This is a genomic window from Stappia indica (assembly GCF_020177335.1).
Classification (GTDB): Bacteria; Pseudomonadota; Alphaproteobacteria; order Rhizobiales; family Stappiaceae; genus Stappia; species Stappia indica_B.
This window is the reverse complement of sequence record NZ_JAIVMG010000020.1, coordinates 36,564-53,558: the sequence shown is the minus strand read 5'-3', so window position 1 is coordinate 53,558 and position 16,995 is coordinate 36,564. Positions and strand designations below refer to the sequence as shown.

Genomic DNA, 16,995 nt, shown 5'->3' with positions numbered 1-16,995 from the left:
TGCACCCCGAACCGGCTCGCCAGCTCGGCCGCCGTCTCTTCACCCTTCAGGGCTTCCAGCGCGACCTTCGCCTTGAACTCAGGCGCGTGCTGCTTGCGTTTCGACATCTCTGATCTCCTCCTCATCGAAGATCAGCAGACTGCAAATCGTAGCTTATGTCAGTGTCCGAATTTCGGGGGGTAGCTCGCTCGTGCGCCTGCGGTTCGGTTCTTCGATCCCACGGTGTTGCTATGCAATACTGAAACCTGTGCCATCTTCCGCGATGGGATTGCGCTGTACTGGAATAGTGATCACTTAACCGTCGAAGGCGCCGATCTTGTTGTCGGTCCATTGATTGAGGCGATTGGGCTGCGCCGTTAGCGGAGATGTGCTCCGTCTTTGGATCTGGGACTCCCGGCATGTTTGTTCTGCTCTCCAGAGGGCATCTTCGCACATTGGCGCTCCGCATGGGTTTGAAAAGCGCATCCTTCGCTGGCATTCTAGGCGCATGTCCGAAAACAGCATTCCAGCTTTCCCCTTGCGCAAGGCGCGGGTCCATGAGGTTTGCGGCCCGGCGGCCCTGACTTTTGCCGCGATTGCCGCCGCCTCGGCGGGAGACCAGGTCTTGTGGGTGCGCAGGACCAGGCTCGGGGGAACGGTATACCCCCTTGGTCTTGCGCCTTTTCTCGATCCTTCGCGCGTTCTCCTTGCCCAGGCGGATACGCAAGCGGATGGCCTCGCCGTTGCCGAAGAGGCGCTCAGGAGCGGCGCGTTGTCCTTCGTGGTGATTGACATCACCCAGCCGCTGGACCTGCGCGAAGGACGGCGTTTGCAACTGGCGGCCAGGACGGGGCAGACGACGGGGCTTTGCATCATTCCCGAAGGCATGGGGTCGAACGCGGCGGAGACGCGCTGGCACGCCGCGCCGGTTCTGGATCTGGAACGAGAGGACTCGACTCTCATGCGCTGGGAAATTATCAAGAACAAAACAGGAACATTGGAGGCCTGGGATGTTCGATGGGATCCGGAAACGCGTTGTCTCCATGTGGTTCCCCCGGTTGGCAAGCGACCGGGCTCTGAGGGCGCGCCCGGTTGACGGCCCTTTTGCACTCACGCTCAACACCAACAATGCGAACCGCATCTATTGCCTGAACGCGAAAGCCGAACGCCAGGGGCTTTCCTGCGGCATGTCCTATTCCGATGCCCGCATCTTTTGTCCCGAGCTGCAAAGCGCCCCTGCCGATCCCGCGCTCGATGCACGCTTCCTCCATGCCCTGCGCCGATGGGCCTTGCGCTACTGCCCCTGGGTCGGGATCGAGGGGCGCGACGGTCTTGTGCTCGATATCACCGGCTCTGCGCATCTCTTCTCCGGCGAGGAGCCGATGCTCGCCGACATGCGTCAGCGGCTCGGGCGGGCGGGGCTGTCCGTTCGTCTCGGACTGGCCGATACCCGGGCGGCGGCCTGGGCGCTCGCCCATCATGGCGAGGGGAGCGATCGCTGCGAGCCGGGCAATCCGCTTGCCGTGCTTGGCGGCTTGCCAGTCGCCGCCCTGCGACTGGACGCGGGGACGGAGACCGCGCTCCAGCGTCTCGGTTTGCGCACCATCGAAACACTTGAGGCCGCAAATCGCGCTTCACTCGCACGCCGCTTCGGTCCCGCTCTTTTGCGCCGCCTCGATCAGGCCATGGGGCGGCAACCAGAGCAGATTTCTGCCTTGATCGAGCCTCCCCACTATGGGCTGCGCATGACGTTCCCCGAGCCGATCGGTTTGGTTGCCGACGTCATGGAATCTACCGCCCGACTGCTCGACCGGCTTTGCTCCAGACTGGCCGAGAATGAAGCGGGGGCACGCATCCTCTTGCTGACCCTTTATCGTGTCGATCGGGCGGCGCAGACGGTCGAACTGCGCCTGGCCCGTCCTTTGCGCGACGCCACGCGCATTCTCCCCTTGTTCGAACGCGAGGTCGGGGATGTGGATGCCGGCTTCGGCATTGATCTGATCCGGCTTGAGGCGGTCGAGGTTGCCGCCCTGCCTTCCGAACAGATCAGTGCCATTGCCACTGAGCGAACGACGCGGCTCGATGACCTCATCAACCGCATCGGTACCAGGATCGGGATCGAGAACGTTCAGCGCTTTCTTCCCGCCGACAGCCATATCCCGGAACGGGCCTTCTCGCTCTCGCCGGCGTTTGCCAATGACCCGAAGGGCGGCTGGGCCAGTCCGCGTCCGCGCCCGATTCATCTGTTCTCTCCCGAGCCGATCACCGGTTCGGGCAGTCTTCCCCCGGACCGTTTCCGCTGGCGGCGCATGCCCTTCACCACCGCCCATGCCGCCGGACCGGAACGGATCGCGCCGGAATGGTGGCTTGAGGACGACAACTGGCGCACCGGTCTGCGCGACTACTGGAAGGTCAGCACACGGCAGGGCCGCCGGCTCTGGCTCTTTCATACACCGCAGCATCCCGGCTGGTTCGTGCAGGGAGAATTTCCATGACCCTGCATTTTTGTCCGGATGCTGAAGGTTTGCCAATCGGTCCGCGCTGCTACGCCGAGCTGTGCGTGACCTCGAACTTCACCTTTCTCACCGGTGCGTCCCATCCGGAGGAATTGGTGCTACGCGCCGCGGAGCTCGGGCTTGAGGCGATTGCCATTACCGACCGCAACACGCTGGCAGGCGTGGTCAGAGCTTACTCCGCCTTGAAAACGCTGCGTGAAGAGGTGAATGCGATCCTGCACATCCGCTCCCAGGATCAGGTCGACCACAGCTCGCGCCAAAGGAGCAATCCAAGGCTCGATTTGCCCCGCCCGGCAATCGTCAAGCTTCCGAAGCTCATCGTCGGCGCCCGCCTCGTGCTGCGCGATTGCCCGATCGACTGGGTCGCCCTGCCGACCGATCGCCCGGCCTATCACCGTCTCGCCCGCCTTCTCACCGTTGGCAAGCAACGCACGGGGAAAGGGGACTGTCACCTCTATCTGGCCGATCTGGAGGAGGGCTGCCAGGGGATGATCCTCATCGCGCTGCCGCCGCGCGGGCCCTTCTGCCCGCAGGCGCCCATACAAACGCTGTCGCGGCGCTTTCCCGGGAATGTCTTCCTCGGTGCGGCGCCCCGGTATGACGGTTCGGACCCGCCATGGTTCAACGTCTGTGCGGCCCTCGCATTGCGAACATCCGCGCCCATGGTGGCGGTCGGGGATGTGCTCATGCATCATGGAGGGCGGCGGCAACTCGCAGATGTGCTGACATGCATGCGGGAGAATGTCACCATCGATCGGATCGGCACCCGCGCGCTGCCCAATGCGGAGCGCCGCCTCAAGGGCGCCTCCGACATGGCGCGGCTTTATCGCCACCACCCGGCAGCCTTGCGCCGCACGCTTGAGATCGCCGTGCGTTGCAGTTTCGATCTCTCCGAGCTCAGCTACGAATATCCCGATGAGGTATCGCAAGGTGAAACACCTCAGGCCCGGCTCGACCGGCTTGCGCGCGCTGGGGTCGAGCGCCGGTATCCCAATGGCGCCCCGGAGCGGGTTCACACGTTGCTGGAGAAGGAGCTTTGCCTCGTCGAGGAGCTTGGCTACGCAGCTTATTTCCTGACCGTGCGCGACATCGTGCAGGAGGCGCGATCCCGAGGCATTCTTTGCCAGGGGCGTGGGTCGGCCGCCAATTCCATCCTGTGCTACCTGCTTGAGATCACCGGCGTATCACCGGATATGATCGGTATGGTTGTCGAGCGCTTCATCTCCCGTCATCGCAAGGAGCCGCCCGATATCGACGTGGATTTCGAGCATGAGCGCCGCGAGGAAGTGATTCAATGGATCTATGAGAAATACGGCCGCGATCGCGCGGGGCTGTGCGCCACCGTGATCCATTTCCGGACCCGTGCCGCGATCCGCGAGGTGGGGAAGGTGATGGGCCTCAGTCAAGACGTGACCGCGAACCTCTCGGGTCAGATCTGGGGGCTTTCGAACAAGGGCGCCGATCTGGATCATGCGCGCCAACTGGGCCTCGATCTGCAAAACCGGCGCCTTGCCCAGACCTTGCGTCTTATCAGCGAGATCATCGGCTTTCCCCGTCACCTCAGCCAGCATGTGGGCGGGTTCGTCATCACCCGCGGCCGGCTCGATGAACTCTGCCCCATCGAGAACGCGGCGATGGAAGGGCGCACGGTCATCGAATGGGACAAGGACGACATCGATACGCTCGGCATTCTGAAGGTCGATATCCTGTCGCTGGGAATGCTCACCTGTTTGCGCAAAAGCTTCGAGCTCCTGGCGCAGCATGAGAAGAAACAGCTCACGCTGGCCACAGTCCCGCAGGAGGACAAGCCGACATATGACATGCTGTGCCGCGCCGATGCCGTGGGCGTGTTCCAGGTCGAAAGCCGGGCGCAGATGAACTTCCTCCCCCGGATGAAGCCGAGGACCTTCTACGATCTTGTTATCGAGGTCGCCATCGTTCGCCCCGGTCCCATCCAGGGCGGCATGGTCAAACCCTATATCCGGCGACGGCAGGGGCTGGAAAAACCGGAACCTTTCGGCCCCGCACTTGCGGAAGTCACCCACAAGACGCTTGGGGTGCCGCTGTTCCAGGAGCAGGCGATGCAGATCGCCGTGGTCGGAGCGGGCTATTCTCCCGAGGAGGCCGACCAGCTCCGCCGTTCGCTCGCCTCCTTCCGCCGCATGGGAACGATCGAGCGACACCACACGCGCTTCGTGAACGGGATGATGAAAAACGGCTATTCGCGCGAAACGGCGGAGGCCTGTTTCTCCCAGATCGAGGGCTTTGCCGATTACGGCTTTCCCGAAAGCCACGCAGCGGCGTTCGCCATGCTCACCTATGTGTCCTCATGGCTCAAGTGCCACTACCCGGCGATCTTCGCCTGCGCGCTTTTGAACTCCCAGCCGATGGGCTTTTATGCGCCCGCGCAGATCGTGCGCGATGTGCGCGATCACGGAGTGGAGGTGCGCCCCATTTGCGTGAACAGCAGCGCCTGGGACAACACGCTTGAACGCCGGGCAGATGGAACCTGGGCCCTGCGTCTTGGCTTGCGCCAGATCAAGGGTTTCCGCGAGGAGAACGCAGACTGGATCGTGGCGGCGCGCGGCAACGGGTATCCCGACCCTGAGAGCGTCTGGCTCAGGGCGGGCATCCTTCCAGCCGTTCTGGAACGGCTCGCAGAGGCGGATGCCTTTATCGGAATGGGCCTCACCCGCCGTGATGCGCTTTGGCAAGTGCGTGCCATCCGCGCACCGAAACCCCTGCCGCTCTTCTCCGATCCCCTTGATGGCGAAGGCATCCGGGAGCCGGAGATGTGCCTGCCGCCCATGCATCTCGGCGAGGAGGTGGTCGAGGATTATGTTGCGATGCGGCTGACGCTGCGCAAGCATCCGATGGAGCTGCTGCGTCCTTCGATTCCGGGCCTGACGCCCCATGGCCAGTTGATTGAGGCGCCCTTCAGGCGCACCAGCGTTTGCGGGCTGGTCATTACCCGCCAGCGCCCCGGAACGGCGTCCGGCGTCATCTTCCTGACGCTTGAGGACGAAACCGGGGTTGCCAATATCGTCGTCTGGCCGAAGGTCTATGAACGTTTTCGCCGCGCCGTCATGGGAGGCCGCCTCTTGCGGGTCACCGGACGGCTCGAACGTGAGGGTATCGTCGTGCACCTCATCGCCGATCATATCGAGGACCTGTCCCACCGCCTTGCGGATCTGGGCCATCCCCTCAACGATGCCATCGGGATCACCCAGCCGCAGGCCGATGAGGCCCCCCGCCCGCGACGGCATCCCCCAACCGCCCGCCACCCGCGCGAACAGGCCAAGAGGCTCTTCCCGAGTCGTGACTTCCACTGACGGAGGCGGCCGAGAGCAGGCGAGGGAAGCTTGTCGGCCTACTCCGCGGCGATGGGTGGGGCATGCGGCACGGCAGGGGCTATCCGCAGTCCCAGCCGGGCGAGCAGGTCGGCGTCGCGTGCCGGAGCCGGGTTGTCGGTAGTCAGAAGCTGGTCGCCGACGAAAATCGAATTGGCTCCGGCAAGAAAGCAGAGGGCCTGCAATTCGTCGCCCATTTCCAGCCGTCCGGCTGAGAGGCGCACCACGGAAGCGGGCATCAGGATGCGGGCGAGGGCGATGGCCCGGACCAGCGAAAAGGGCTCCACGGGACGGGCTCGCGACTGGACGGGGACGCCTTCGATCTCGGTCCACAGGTTCACCGGCACGCTCTGGGGGTGGGTGGGCAGGGTGGCCAGCGTCACCAGCAGGGCGATGCGGTCGTCCTCCGCTTCCCCCATGCCGAGGATACCGCCGCAGCAGACCTTGATGCCTTCCGCGCGCACATGCTCCAGCGTATCGAGCCGATCTTCCATGGTCCGGGTGGTGGCGATTTCGGAATAATAGGCTGGAGACGTGTCGATGTTGTGATTGTAGAAGTCGAGGCCGGCGGCCTTGAGCCGCGCAACCTGGTCCGGGGTCAGCATCCCCAGCGTCATGCATGTCTCCAGCCCCAGGTCGGCGACGCCCTTCACCATGTCGCAGAGCGCGTCCATGTCCCGGTTCTTGGGGCTGCGCCAGGCAGCGCCCATGCAAAAGCGCTGGGCGCCCGCCGCCTTTGCGCGTCTTGCGGCGGCAAGGACGGTGTCAGCGTCCAGCAGTTTGGTTGCCTTGACGCCGGTCGCGTGATGAGCGGATTGCGAGCAATAGCCGCAATCCTCCGGGCAGCCGCCGGTCTTGATGCTGAGCAGACTGGCCGTTTCGATCACGGTTGGATCGAAATGAGCGCGGTGGACAGCCTGAGCGCGGGCCATCAGGGTGGGAAGCGGCAGGGCGTGGATCGCCCGTGCCTCCTCAAGGGTCCAGTCGGTCCGGATGACGGCTTCTGTCATTGCGCGGCTCCCGTCCACCGGCGGGCGCCCGAAAGCAGCAGGCAGGCCAGCGCGATCTTGACGAGGTCGCCGAGAACGAAGGGGGTGAAACCGGCAGCAAGAAGATCGCGGGCGGGAACGAAGTTGGCCAGCCAGGCAAGACCGGCGGCATAGACAACGGCAAGGCCCGCCAGCATGGCCAATGTCTGGACGACCCACTTGCGCCTGTGGGCAAGGGCGCCGATCAGACTGGCGGCAAGCCAGTATCCGAGCAGGTAGCCGCCGGTCGGGCCAACCATGTAGGCCAGCCCGATCCCGCGCTCCGGCGTGCCGGAGAAGACCGGCAGGCCCAGGGCGCCGGCACCGAGATAGGCGGTCATGGCGGCAAGGCCGAGGCGTGGGCCCAAGGCGGCTGCTGTGAGAAAAACGGCCAATGTGTGCAGAGTCATGGGTACGGGCCAGAAGGGAATCTGGATCTTGGCGCCCAGCGTGATCAGGGCTGCGCCGCAGAGCGTGAGTGTCAGTCCGCGCCAGAGCGGGGTGGCGGTGACGGCGGCACCGTGAGCCAGTGAAGGCATGGCGTTTCCTTTCGCTGATAGAGAGCTTCCCTCCATGATTGCGAAACGGAAATCCGACCATCAAGGCAGATTATAGATAATTATCCGAAAATTTCATAAGTCTCTCTTTCTTCAGCATTTCTTTTTGCGGGCTTGCGTTTCCCGAGCCAGCTCACGTGGCGGGCGAGCGTTGCGCAGGCCAGGTCGGTCTGTCCTCGTCGCAGGGCCTGGAGGATGGCGCGATGGTCGTGGTCGGTGCGTGTTTCCCATTCCTGTTGCCAGGCGGCGAACAGGAAGCGGGCGCTTGCCGCGTGAAGGTCGTCAAGGGTCTTCAGCAGGCGCGGCATGTGGCAGGGGGTAAGGATCAGCCGGTGAAAGCGGCGGTTGGCGTCTTCCCAGTCCTGCACGGTGTCGGCGCGATCGCCGCGGCGTGTAACCTCTTCAGCTTCCTGCAGGATTGCGCGCGTCATATTGGGGGCGGCGTGGCGCAGGGCCAGCGCTTCCAGGCTGGCGCGCATTTCCGCGACCTCCCGCAGTTCGGCCACGTCGAATTCGGTGACCCGGACGCCGCGCCGGGGTAGGCATTCCGCCAGACCTCGGGCTTCAAGCTGCCGGAAGGCTTCGCGCACGGGGACGTGGCTTGCGCCGAATTCGGTGGCGATGTGGTCCTGCCTGAGGTGGGCGCCAGGGGGGAGGGAGCCGGAAATGATCCGCTCGCCAAGAATGCGCGCAATGCGTGCGGCCTGGGTTTCTTCGGTGCGAGATGTCATGAATTATAGATAATTTCTTGGCGCGCTTCTGTCGACCGTTGCCTTTGGGGCTGTGGATGGTCGTGGAGGCGGTTCAGGCCCGTAGGGGACGGCTGGAGCGGCGATGCGGGGACGATGCCGTAGTCCGTGGGCTTGGCCGTTGCCGGCAAGCTTGCGACGACGCCCAGCCAACCAATCGCGGCAAATCGGTTTTTTCAAACGCGCAGTTCGCCATGTATAAGACCGGATGCCGTTCGTCGTCCGAAGCGCTGCGGCCAACAGGGGAATTTCGAGACTTGACCACGCTCTATGTCGATGCCGATGCTTGTCCGGTGAAATCCGAGGTGGAGCGTGTGGCGACCCGGTTGAATGTCCCGGTGGTGCTGGTGTGCAATGGCGGAATACGGCCGTCACGCAATCCGCTCATCTCGCTGCAGATCGTCGCCGAGGGACCGGATGTGGCCGACAAATGGATTGCCGAGCGTTGCGGGCCGGGCGATGTGGTGGTCACCGCCGACATTCCGCTTGCCGATCGGTGCCTGAAGGCCGGCGCGCTGGTTGTGCAGCATGATGGTCAGATCCTGAGCCTTGCCAATATCGGCGGCCGGCTCGCGACCCGGGATCTGATGCAGGATATCCGGGCGGCGGACCCGTTTCACCAGGGCGGCGGCCGGGCCTTTTCGAACGCCGACCGCTCTCGTTTCCTGCAGGCATTGGACAGGCTCGTCCGGCAGGCCCGGAAACAGCGGCAAGAGGGCAGCGACAAAGGCTGATGCGCCGGGGTTCTCCCCGGGCTTCCTTCAAATCATGCCCGCATTTCCGATGGGCCGGTGCAGAGCGACCACGTTGCCGCTGCGGCCTGCCGACTGATGTTTCTGCAAGACCGATGGTTCGTGCCCGGCGATGATCCTGGCGCCGTCCTCCGCCTTGCGGGCGAGAAGGGCGCAGGCATCGAGAGAGGCCGCCTGCTCGTGAATGATCGGAAACGGATTGCGCTGCTGCCAGTTGCGATCAAGGTGGCTGGCGTCGCTCGCCAGCACGACAGGTCCGGTAGAGGTAGGAACCTCGATGATCATCTGGCCGGGACTGTGTCCGCCAACATGAGTGAGACCTAATCCCTTGAACTCAAGGTGATCTTGCGCGATCAGCCGCAGCTTGCCTGAGAAAAGCCGGTCGAGAAGCACCGTCATGTCGCTGCGGTCATAATACCGGCTGGCCGCCGCGTCGGCCATCGCCAGGCCGGTTGCCCACGCCCACTCGCGCGCGTGAACATGCAGCCGTGCCCGAGGAAAGAGGCCCAGGTTGCCGACGTGATCGTAGTGGAGATGGCTGAGGACGATGTCCTCGATCTGATCCGGAGAGACGCCGATCTCATCGAGCAGGTCGCCCACCGGCAGGATCGTTTCCTTTCCCCGCGCGTGCCCCTGTTCCGGTGAAAAGCCGCAATCCACCAGCACGCAGGACGAAGCCGACCTTGCAAGCCAGAAGTAGTAGGAGAACGGCTGGCGCTCCTCTTCCGGAGTCCAGTCCTGTGGGAAGACGCCGGTTTCCTCGATCGCGAGGTCCGGCTGGCGTCCATAGCGCAGGGCAAAGAGATCGTAGGTCATGTCGTCATCTGCACAAGGGGCGCAGGTCTGGCCGGACGGTACGCGGCCAGGTCGGCGAACATCTGCGACACACAGGTGTTGGCCGCCGCGTATTGCGGCGAGGCGAGACCGGCCCGGGGGATTGCGTGAGTGTAGAACGTGGCGCCTTCGGTCGGGTAGCCCATGATCCAGATGTTGCGGGTGGGGCTGCCGTCGCGGCCGACCGGCTGGAAGTCCGGGGTGACATCATATCCGCCGGGGCGAAAGCTGCCGTTTTGCAACGGGCGCACCAGCCCGTTCTGCAGAAGTGCGGCGGTAAGAGGATTGGCGTCGGCCTCCGGAACGAAGGGATCGAGGCGGGCGATGATGAGCACATCGGCTTCAACGCGGCTGGGGGTTCTGGCAAAGTCCGTCTCGATGACATAGCGCCAGTGGGTCTTGTCGAGCTTGACCTTGTTGGCCGGGCCAGCGGCCAGATCGACCACGCCGGCGTGAAACAAGGCCAAGAGCTGGTGATTCCGAAACAGCGGCGGGCCAAAGGAGATCCGGTTCATGGTGGGCACCAGTTCCTGCCGGAACCAGCGTTCGGAGTCTGGCGTGAGACCCCGATATTCCACGGCGGCGCAAATCGCCGCCCGGCAATCGCGAATGACGTCGGTCGCGGATTTGATCGGCGATCCGAGATTGCCTTTCTCCGCTTCCGCCAGATCAGCCCGCACACGGTGGAGGAAGGCATTTCGGAACTCATCCAGCGAGCCGAACACATGCTCGCCGAACGGTTCAAACTCACGCTGAAGCGCTGCCATTTCCTCGGCCGTGGGGGCGAAGCCGCGTGTCTCTATCGGCCGTCCAAGCCGCGTCTGCCGATAGGCAAAGGCCATTTCGCGCAAGAGGAGCGGCAGGATCTCGGTTTCGAAGTCGAGCTGGCGATTGCCCGTTCGTGCCAGTTTCTCCGCGCGGATGGCCTCGACGGCCTGAGGGGTGAAGAAACGGGCCTGGTGACGGCCGGTCAGACCTTTCTGGTTGATCCCCCGCGCCGCGAACGGCAACCCTTTGCGCGAGAACAGGGCGATCGATGGCTCTGACCCCGAAGGTCGGTACACCACCTTGCCGCCGTGGTTGTCATACCGGCCGCCCCGGCCTTCGGTAAGCTCGGCGATGGCGTCCCATGCGGTCAGCCCGAGGCCCTGGATTGCCACGCGGGCGTCCGGCGAGATCCGTTCCAACCGGGTGGTGGGGTAGCACTGCGGCAGGAACAAAAGGTCGGGATTATGGCTCGCGCCTGCCTCGGCGAAGGATTGCAACACTTGCGCAAAAGGCGAAGGTTGGTTGGTGGAGTGACCGGTGGAGACGAACAGATAGTCCGCCGTCAGCGATCCACCGTTGGAGAGCTGCACGGTGAACCGGGCATCGCCATCCTGTTCCACTTCGAGCGCCATCGCGTGATAGGGCCGCACGGTGACCCTGTCTGGAAACGATGCGCGGAGCCGGCGAAAGGCCCAGGCCAGATACTGCCCGAGCAATGAGCGGGGCAGATAGTCGAGTTCGGAAACCAGCTTGAGTGGCGTCCCGTCGAGGCTCTGATCGAACTGCCCGGACATGTTCTCGATGCCGGTCATTCGCGCCCATTCGGTGAAGGAAGGGCCGGTAAGCCAGTTGGTCGCCTCCTCACCAGCCGGGGCGGGATAGAACGCGGTGAGCTGAGACGCCAGGGTGTTGGTGTACAGATGATAGGGCTGGTTCGGGTCATGGCAGCCGCTGCCATGGGTGTTCGGATCGACGATGGCGATGACGAACTGCACGTCGGGATTGTCGAATTCGAGAATATGCCGGCGCAAGGCATTGAGCGTCACCAGGGCTCTCGGGCCGCCGCCAATGAGGCAGATGTTGACCTGGTCCATCTTACGCTGCCCCCTTTTTCTGGCCGAACGGGAACGCGCCGACGGGGTCGAACGGCTCCAGTTGATCGATCCAGGTCGCCTCTTCCGAATATTTGGCCAGGAACGGGTCGTGGACGGTGTCCGGATTTCGGGACTGCAGCATCGTCAGTGCCAGGGCTTTCTGCCCGTTCAAGGAGGTCGGGCCGAGGATTTGCACCTTGCCGGCGCTGGTACTCATCACCGGCCCTCTGGCCGTGCGGGCCAGCCCGCTGACGGAAGAGATCGCCCCTTTGTAGATGCGATGCGCTTCGGCAAGCGTGACGCCGAAATAGTGAGTGGCTCCGGTGTCGCGCTCCACGAACATGTAATACGGCTGAATGCCCAGCTCGACCTGCCGGCTCCAGAGCCGGCGCCAGGTGTCTGCATTGTCGTTCACCCGCCGGATCAGCGGTGCCTGGGACCGGATGGTGACGCCGGCTTGCCTGAGCCTGGCAATCGCGGCTTGCACCGGTTCCGGCTCGATCTCCCGCCAATGGTTGATATGGGCCATGAAGGCGATGTGCTTGCCGCCGTCGGCCAGTCTCTTGAACAGGTCGAGCAGGGCGTCCGCGTCAGGATCGGTCAGGAAGCGATAGGGCCAATAGGTGAGCGATTTGCTGCCGATGCGGATGGTCGACACATGCGCAAGGGACGGATCGAGAAGAGGATCGAGCAGGGCCGCGAGCCGCCGCGCGTTCATGACCATCGGATCTCCGCCGGTCAGCAGGAGATCCGAGACGTGCGGATTGCCGCGCAGATACGCCAGCAGGCGCGCAGTGTCCTTGGATTCGAATTTGGGCGCGCTTGTTTCGATGAACTGCGGCCACCTGAAACAAAAGGCACAATAGGCGTGGCAAGTTTGTCCCTGTTTCGGGAAGTAGAGAACCGTCTCCCGATACTTGTGCTGAATGCCCTCGATCTGCATCCCGTCGAGGATGGGAATGTTGCTCGCCTGGTCGGCGGGGTGAGGGTTCATTGTGTCCCGGATCTCGACCAGGCGGGCAGCGGCGTCTTCGGCGGAAAGCGCGCCCGTTTCCAGCGCCGCCAAGGCGTGGTCCGCGTCTTCGGTGAGCATGTCCTGATGCGGGAAAACAAGCCGATAGATCGGGTCGTCGGGTGCGGCATTCCAATCGATCAGGTTCTCCAGAACGTAGGAATTGACCTTCAGTGGGAAGATCTTCGCCGCGCGCAGCAGGCCGCTGCGCGTGCGGTCGTCCAGTAAGTCCAGTTGGGGAATGAGATGTATCCGCCGATTGTCATAGGACATGAAGCGGGGACTCGCCGGCTTGGCAATGTGAAGGCTCATTTCTTTCGGAGCTGCAAAATCTCCGAAATTTCTGTTATTTATATTATTTTCTTCTTTTTCAGACACAGGCTTGATGGTCAGAGACATGTCTGCACCCGACGTTGAAATTAATAAGGAAATACATGGATAAAATCTGGTTATAGGGTTTCGTTTCTATAATTTTGAATGCCGTTCGAGAATTTGAAATCAAGGGTTGCCGGATGGTGGTGAACCATCATGGCGGGCGTCGACCTCCGCACTGATGCGGCATGTCATTTTTGGTTGTGCCCGATTGACGTTCGCTGACCTTTATTTGGGAGAATTTTGCATGTCTCTTGCTCAATCGAATGATCTGCCGGCAACCGAGCCCGTCTATGTGCAGGGTGGTATCAAGCGCACGCTCCTGCAGGAGGTGCCGTTGTCGGACGAGTTCATGCTCAATGTCAGCATCATCGAGGTGCCGGCCGGCACGCATGCGTCACCGCATACCCATCCCGGCATCGAGACCGGTTACGTTCTTGATGGGGAGTTCGACCTCGCGGTCGAGGGGCGCCCGGATCAGCGCGTGAAGGTCGGCGGTTCCTATGCGGTGCCGGTCGATGCGGTTCACTTCGCGAAGGTGCGCGGAGAGAAGACGCTGAAGGTTCTCTGTTTCTTCGCGGTCAACAAGAGCGAGCCGCTGGCCACCGTCGACGACAAATCGGCTTGAGGCTCTCTGCAACGGGCCGTGGCCACGAGCTGTATCGTGGTCGCATCCCCGCTCCGGCGGCGGTGTCGGAAGCTCCTGCGGAGCTGCCGGCGCTCGCGCCAAATTCTTGAAATGGAACAAGGGTCTTGCTGCGATGCTGAACGAGGCTGTCACCACCACCCGGACTGAGGACTATGTCGATCATCGCTCGTTCTCCGAGTATCTCGACGAGATTTCGGAAAAGCATCGCGACCTGTACGATCTTCTGGATCTTGAAAACCTGTCCGATGACAGGATCCTGCCCTATGTCGCGGAAATGAATGCTGCATCATGGGTCTTCGAAGGCAATGACCGTGGCGGCCGGGGGCCGGCCTGGAGCGGCGTGCAAAAGAACGCCGACAATCGCAGTGTTGGCATGACATCGCTGCTCAGGTGTTTCTCTCCGCACTACGATGAGATCCCAGGGCCGGAGTACAAGATTCTGGATGTTCTGGGCGGCAGCGGGGCCGTGGCCCATTTTGCCTCCACGCTCGGGCCGGACACGCCGACCGTGTTCACCGCCGACTTGTCGAACCATATGATGTCCGAATGCCGGGCAAGGCATCTGCCCTATGTGCGGCAATCCGCGGCCAGGAGCCTGTTTCGCGATAATGTCCTCGATGGCGTCCTGATCGCCTACGGCAGTCAGCTGCTTCCCAATGACGTGCGGGGAGCTGCGGTCCGCGAAGCCTGGCGGACGCTCAAGCCAAATGGCCGTCTGGTGTTCCATGCCTTCGAGGTCGGTAGTGGGATCGCCCGCTTCTTCGATGAGGTCATCCACCCCTATTCACGCACCGGCCATCCGCATGCGCATTACACGCGCGCTGAAATCCTGGATCTGTTCTCGGCTGCCGGGTTCCGCGATCTGCGCTTTTTCGAGATTTCCGATCCCTTCACACTGCGCGGCGGTTCCCCGGAGGAGGCGAGAACACATGCGATCCTGCATCTGTACAAGGGCTACGACCTGATCAAGCTCGCGGCGGACGAGGGCGAGATCGAGCCGGTACTAGCCCCCCTCGCCGAGCGCATCTTGGGGCCGATAGCGGTGGAGCGCGATGGGCACGATTACGTCGCGACGGTTCCGCGTACCGCCTTGGTGGCGGTCGGGATCAAGGCCTGAGCCGAGCCGGGGCGCCGCTTTTCTGAAGCAGGAGGATACTCGCATGCTTCGAATTCTGCTTCACAGGACCTTTTCCCCATGCCTGAGAGTCTGGCGAAGACTGAGCGATGTGAGTGTCGGTGAGAATGCGTTTACCGAGGAGCATCTTCGGGCGCTGCATTTGGGCTGCACTCCGGAAATCGGCGGTGACGTCCGCGGCGGCTCCCGGGAGCGCGAAGACAGCCTCGCGTCAGACGCTGAAGAAGCCCGATAGCGCGGCGTCGGCTCCTCACGGGGCGGGGCCTAGGGGTCCTTGAAGGACAGAATGGCTTCGGCTTTCAGGAAGGAGAGAATTTGTTTCTCCTCTCTGTTCAGGCTTCGGCCTTGTGGGCGGGTGCACCAGATAAAGGCTGGCTTTTTCTGCTGGCGATTGCCGAATGGGGACAGGATCTGCGTATCCAGGGCCTCACGGGCCACGGAAAGCCGGGTGATCGCGACCCCAAGTCCCTGGCACGCGGCTTCCAGCGCTGCATTCTCGTCAGCAATGAAGATTTTCGAGGTTTTCTGGGACTGCAGGCTTGGAATGAGCTGAAACCAGTCGTCCCAATCCGTCATGTCCGGATGCGTGCAGATGAGCGGAATTTCCGCGTCCGACCCGACTGCCAGCCGGTTCGGATTGGAAACCGGCAGGATCTCATCGGGCAGAAAGACCTCACTGTTCTCGGATGTGGACTCGAGTGAGAACAATATATGGGAACATCTTTCTTCGGATGCGTCGTGGGTGAATAGCCTTACGGACTCCAATTTGTTCTTGTTCAGGAACGCTCTTATCCTCGGAATGATCCATCTAAACATGAATATTGAGCTTGAATATAACTTGATGGATCCGCTCTTGTTGTGCTGCGTGATGTAATCTGTCGCCTCAAGAATGCCGCTGAGCGAGGAGGAGATGGATTTGTAGAAGAAATACCCCTCTTCGGTCAGTCTCAAGCTCCTGTTTATATTCTCGAACAGTTCGACATGGAGATATTCGCTTATCAGTCTGTTGTGGCGGCTGATTGAACTGACCGTCGTGTTGATCTCTTTGGCCGCCAGCGTCATGCTTCCCAAGCGGGCTGTTGCCTCGAAGGCTCTGAGGTGGCCGAGGATGGGCGCGATGTTGCTGAAATTGTTTTTCTTGTAGCTGGCTTCTAGTGTTTCAACCCGGTTTCTCTGCTGTTCCATGGTGTGTCACGCACCTGACGTTTTGGTAGCCATTGATATGGCTTTGCCTCTCGATTCACGTATAGGTTGTGTTATTATTGTATCGCATTCCTATGATTGATTCCTTAGGGGCAAAAAGATGGCTTGGATACCCGCCGGTTTTGAGGGAGGGGGGGCGACACTCTGCTTTTCGGGCGGGGTGCGGCAAGGGCGCGCGTGGCGCGTCAAGTCGCACCGCTTGGGTGACCTGACGTGCGTCTTCAGCCTCATGCCGTGTCGATGCGCGGCAGGCGAGCGAGATCACGGCTGCCGCGATCCGGCGGGGCGCAACGAAGGGGCAGATGGCCCTGGCCAGCGTTTGCCGGGGGCAGCCCTTGCCGGGGTCAGTCCTTGCCGGCTTGCCGGACCAGGACGCGGACGAGTGAGGCAGAGATTTCGCGCAGTTGCGCTTCGTCGTGATAGACGCGCTCCATCACGGCAAGTCCGCGTGTGAAGGTCACCAGAAACCGCGCCGCGTCCTCAGGGGGGAGGGTGAGTTGGTCCGCAAGGTGGGGCTGCCCCAGGCTTGTCTCGATGGCCTCCTGCAGGTCGTCCAGCCAGAGCTTGATGCGCTCCCTCACGGCAGGGGCGGCCTCGTCCACTTCCGTCGCGGTTCGCGTCGAAAGGCAGCCGCGCGCCGGCGACCCGGCGATCATGCTCGCCAGCACCGTCTCCACGAAGGCGGCGAGCGCCAGCCGCGCATCCGTTTGGTCCAGGGCGGAGCGGATCCCGCGCATATAGTCTTCCGCGTATGTTTCGAACGCCGACAGGAAGATCGCTTCCTTGCCGCCATAGGCGTTGTAGAGCGACCCGCGATGCACCCCGGTGGCCTCGGCCAGATCGATCATCGACGTGGCCGCAAGCCCCTTTTGGCGAAACACGTTCAACGCGCGCTGCATCACCGCGTCTTCATCGAATTGCCTTGTTCCGACCATGCGTTGCATATCTCCGCTGGCAGCATCCTTGACAGTCGTGTCATGTTTGACATTATAGTCAA

14 protein-coding genes and 1 pseudogene are annotated in these 16,995 nt (G+C 62.5%); 7 read left to right on the top strand and 8 right to left on the bottom strand.

All coding sequences use genetic code 11. The features are described from left to right. Positions 1-201 precede the first annotated feature (201 nt). The 4 genes and pseudogenes from LC062_RS21610 to LC062_RS20060 form a co-directional block, all read left to right on the top strand. A pseudogene (locus LC062_RS21610) lies at positions 202-360 on the top strand (SGNH hydrolase domain-containing protein); the annotation flags it as partial. Positions 361-487: 127 nt separating this feature from the next. Further along, positions 488-1,075, top strand: coding sequence for an ImuA family protein (locus LC062_RS20070; protein ID WP_224912838.1), 588 nt, complete (start codon positions 488-490; stop codon positions 1,073-1,075). Then, positions 990-2,474 carry a Y-family DNA polymerase gene (locus LC062_RS20065; RefSeq protein ID WP_224912836.1) on the top strand — a complete coding sequence of 495 codons (1,485 nt, stop codon included), beginning with the start codon at positions 990-992 and terminating at the stop codon, positions 2,472-2,474. The genes LC062_RS20070 and LC062_RS20065 overlap by 86 nt, the downstream gene beginning before the upstream one ends. Beyond that, on the top strand, positions 2,471-5,827 hold the full coding sequence (locus tag LC062_RS20060; RefSeq protein ID WP_224912834.1) for an error-prone DNA polymerase: 3,357 nt from the start codon (positions 2,471-2,473) through the stop codon (positions 5,825-5,827). Before LC062_RS20065 ends, LC062_RS20060 begins: the two co-directional genes overlap by 4 nt. 38 nt (positions 5,828-5,865) lie before the next feature. Here LC062_RS20060 and bioB read toward each other — a convergent pair whose 3' ends face one another. The 3 genes from bioB to LC062_RS20045 form a co-directional block, all read right to left on the bottom strand. Then, positions 5,866-6,855: a biotin synthase BioB gene (gene bioB / locus LC062_RS20055; protein WP_224912832.1), complete on the bottom strand. Its 990-nt coding sequence runs from the start codon at positions 6,853-6,855 to the stop codon at positions 5,866-5,868. Continuing rightward, positions 6,852-7,412, bottom strand: coding sequence for a biotin transporter BioY (locus LC062_RS20050; RefSeq protein WP_224912830.1), 561 nt, complete (start codon positions 7,410-7,412; stop codon positions 6,852-6,854). Before LC062_RS20050 ends, bioB begins: the two co-directional genes overlap by 4 nt. 80 nt (positions 7,413-7,492) lie before the next feature. Continuing rightward, positions 7,493-8,161 carry a GntR family transcriptional regulator gene (locus tag LC062_RS20045; protein ID WP_224912828.1) on the bottom strand — a complete coding sequence of 223 codons (669 nt, stop codon included), beginning with the start codon at positions 8,159-8,161 and terminating at the stop codon, positions 7,493-7,495. Positions 8,162-8,436: 275 nt separating this feature from the next. Here LC062_RS20045 and LC062_RS20040 point away from each other — a divergent pair, with 275 nt between their 5' ends. After that, positions 8,437-8,913 carry a YaiI/YqxD family protein gene (locus tag LC062_RS20040; protein WP_404829757.1) on the top strand — a complete coding sequence of 159 codons (477 nt, stop codon included), beginning with the start codon at positions 8,437-8,439 and terminating at the stop codon, positions 8,911-8,913. A gap of 27 nt (positions 8,914-8,940) precedes the next feature. On the opposite strand, the gene LC062_RS20035 is transcribed toward LC062_RS20040, so the two are convergent. Genes LC062_RS20035 through LC062_RS20025 form a run of 3 tightly spaced genes read right to left on the bottom strand, consistent with a single transcriptional unit; the run spans position 8,941 to position 13,038 of the window. Continuing rightward, a complete protein-coding gene (locus LC062_RS20035) occupies positions 8,941-9,747 on the bottom strand; it encodes an N-acyl homoserine lactonase family protein (RefSeq protein ID WP_224912826.1) in 807 nt (268 codons plus the stop codon). After that, on the bottom strand, positions 9,744-11,627 hold the full coding sequence (locus LC062_RS20030; RefSeq protein WP_224912824.1) for an FAD/NAD(P)-binding protein: 1,884 nt from the start codon (positions 11,625-11,627) through the stop codon (positions 9,744-9,746). Before LC062_RS20030 ends, LC062_RS20035 begins: the two co-directional genes overlap by 4 nt. A gap of 1 nt (position 11,628) precedes the next feature. Then, a complete protein-coding gene (locus LC062_RS20025; protein ID WP_224912823.1) occupies positions 11,629-13,038 on the bottom strand; it encodes a KamA family radical SAM protein in 1,410 nt (469 codons plus the stop codon). 220 nt (positions 13,039-13,258) lie between these two features. Between LC062_RS20025 and LC062_RS20020 the strand changes: the two genes are divergently transcribed. Beyond that, positions 13,259-13,639, top strand: coding sequence for a cupin domain-containing protein (locus tag LC062_RS20020; protein WP_224912821.1), 381 nt, complete (start codon positions 13,259-13,261; stop codon positions 13,637-13,639). A gap of 133 nt (positions 13,640-13,772) precedes the next feature. Next, a complete protein-coding gene (locus tag LC062_RS20015; RefSeq protein WP_224912819.1) occupies positions 13,773-14,777 on the top strand; it encodes a methyltransferase domain-containing protein in 1,005 nt (334 codons plus the stop codon). 282 nt (positions 14,778-15,059) lie between these two features. Here LC062_RS20015 and LC062_RS20010 read toward each other — a convergent pair whose 3' ends face one another. Continuing rightward, positions 15,060-15,980, bottom strand: a complete 921-nt coding sequence (locus tag LC062_RS20010) for a LysR family transcriptional regulator (RefSeq protein WP_224912818.1) — start codon at positions 15,978-15,980, stop codon at positions 15,060-15,062. 362 nt (positions 15,981-16,342) lie between these two features. Beyond that, positions 16,343-16,897, bottom strand: coding sequence for a TetR/AcrR family transcriptional regulator (locus LC062_RS20005; protein ID WP_224912842.1), 555 nt, complete (start codon positions 16,895-16,897; stop codon positions 16,343-16,345). Positions 16,898-16,995 lie beyond the last annotated feature (98 nt).

Coding starts and splice junctions, on each gene's coding strand:
- bioB (WP_224912832.1), bottom strand. CDS start 6,855: ATGACAGAAGCCGTCATCCGGACCGACTGGACCCTTGAGGAGGCACGG.
- LC062_RS20025 (WP_224912823.1), bottom strand. CDS start 13,038: ATGTCTCTGACCATCAAGCCTGTGTCTGAAAAAGAAGAAAATAATATA.
- LC062_RS20045 (WP_224912828.1), bottom strand. CDS start 8,161: ATGACATCTCGCACCGAAGAAACCCAGGCCGCACGCATTGCGCGCATT.
- LC062_RS20065 (WP_224912836.1), top strand. CDS start 990: ATGTTCGATGGGATCCGGAAACGCGTTGTCTCCATGTGGTTCCCCCGG.
- LC062_RS20005 (WP_224912842.1), bottom strand. CDS start 16,897: ATGCAGCGCGCGTTGAACGTGTTTCGCCAAAAGGGGCTTGCGGCCACG.
- LC062_RS20050 (WP_224912830.1), bottom strand. CDS start 7,412: ATGCCTTCACTGGCTCACGGTGCCGCCGTCACCGCCACCCCGCTCTGG.
- LC062_RS20035 (WP_224912826.1), bottom strand. CDS start 9,747: ATGACCTACGATCTCTTTGCCCTGCGCTATGGACGCCAGCCGGACCTC.
- LC062_RS20015 (WP_224912819.1), top strand. CDS start 13,773: ATGCTGAACGAGGCTGTCACCACCACCCGGACTGAGGACTATGTCGAT.
- LC062_RS20060 (WP_224912834.1), top strand. CDS start 2,471: ATGACCCTGCATTTTTGTCCGGATGCTGAAGGTTTGCCAATCGGTCCG.
- LC062_RS20030 (WP_224912824.1), bottom strand. CDS start 11,627: ATGGACCAGGTCAACATCTGCCTCATTGGCGGCGGCCCGAGAGCCCTG.
- LC062_RS20070 (WP_224912838.1), top strand. CDS start 488: ATGTCCGAAAACAGCATTCCAGCTTTCCCCTTGCGCAAGGCGCGGGTC.
- LC062_RS20010 (WP_224912818.1), bottom strand. CDS start 15,980: ATGGAACAGCAGAGAAACCGGGTTGAAACACTAGAAGCCAGCTACAAG.
- LC062_RS20020 (WP_224912821.1), top strand. CDS start 13,259: ATGTCTCTTGCTCAATCGAATGATCTGCCGGCAACCGAGCCCGTCTAT.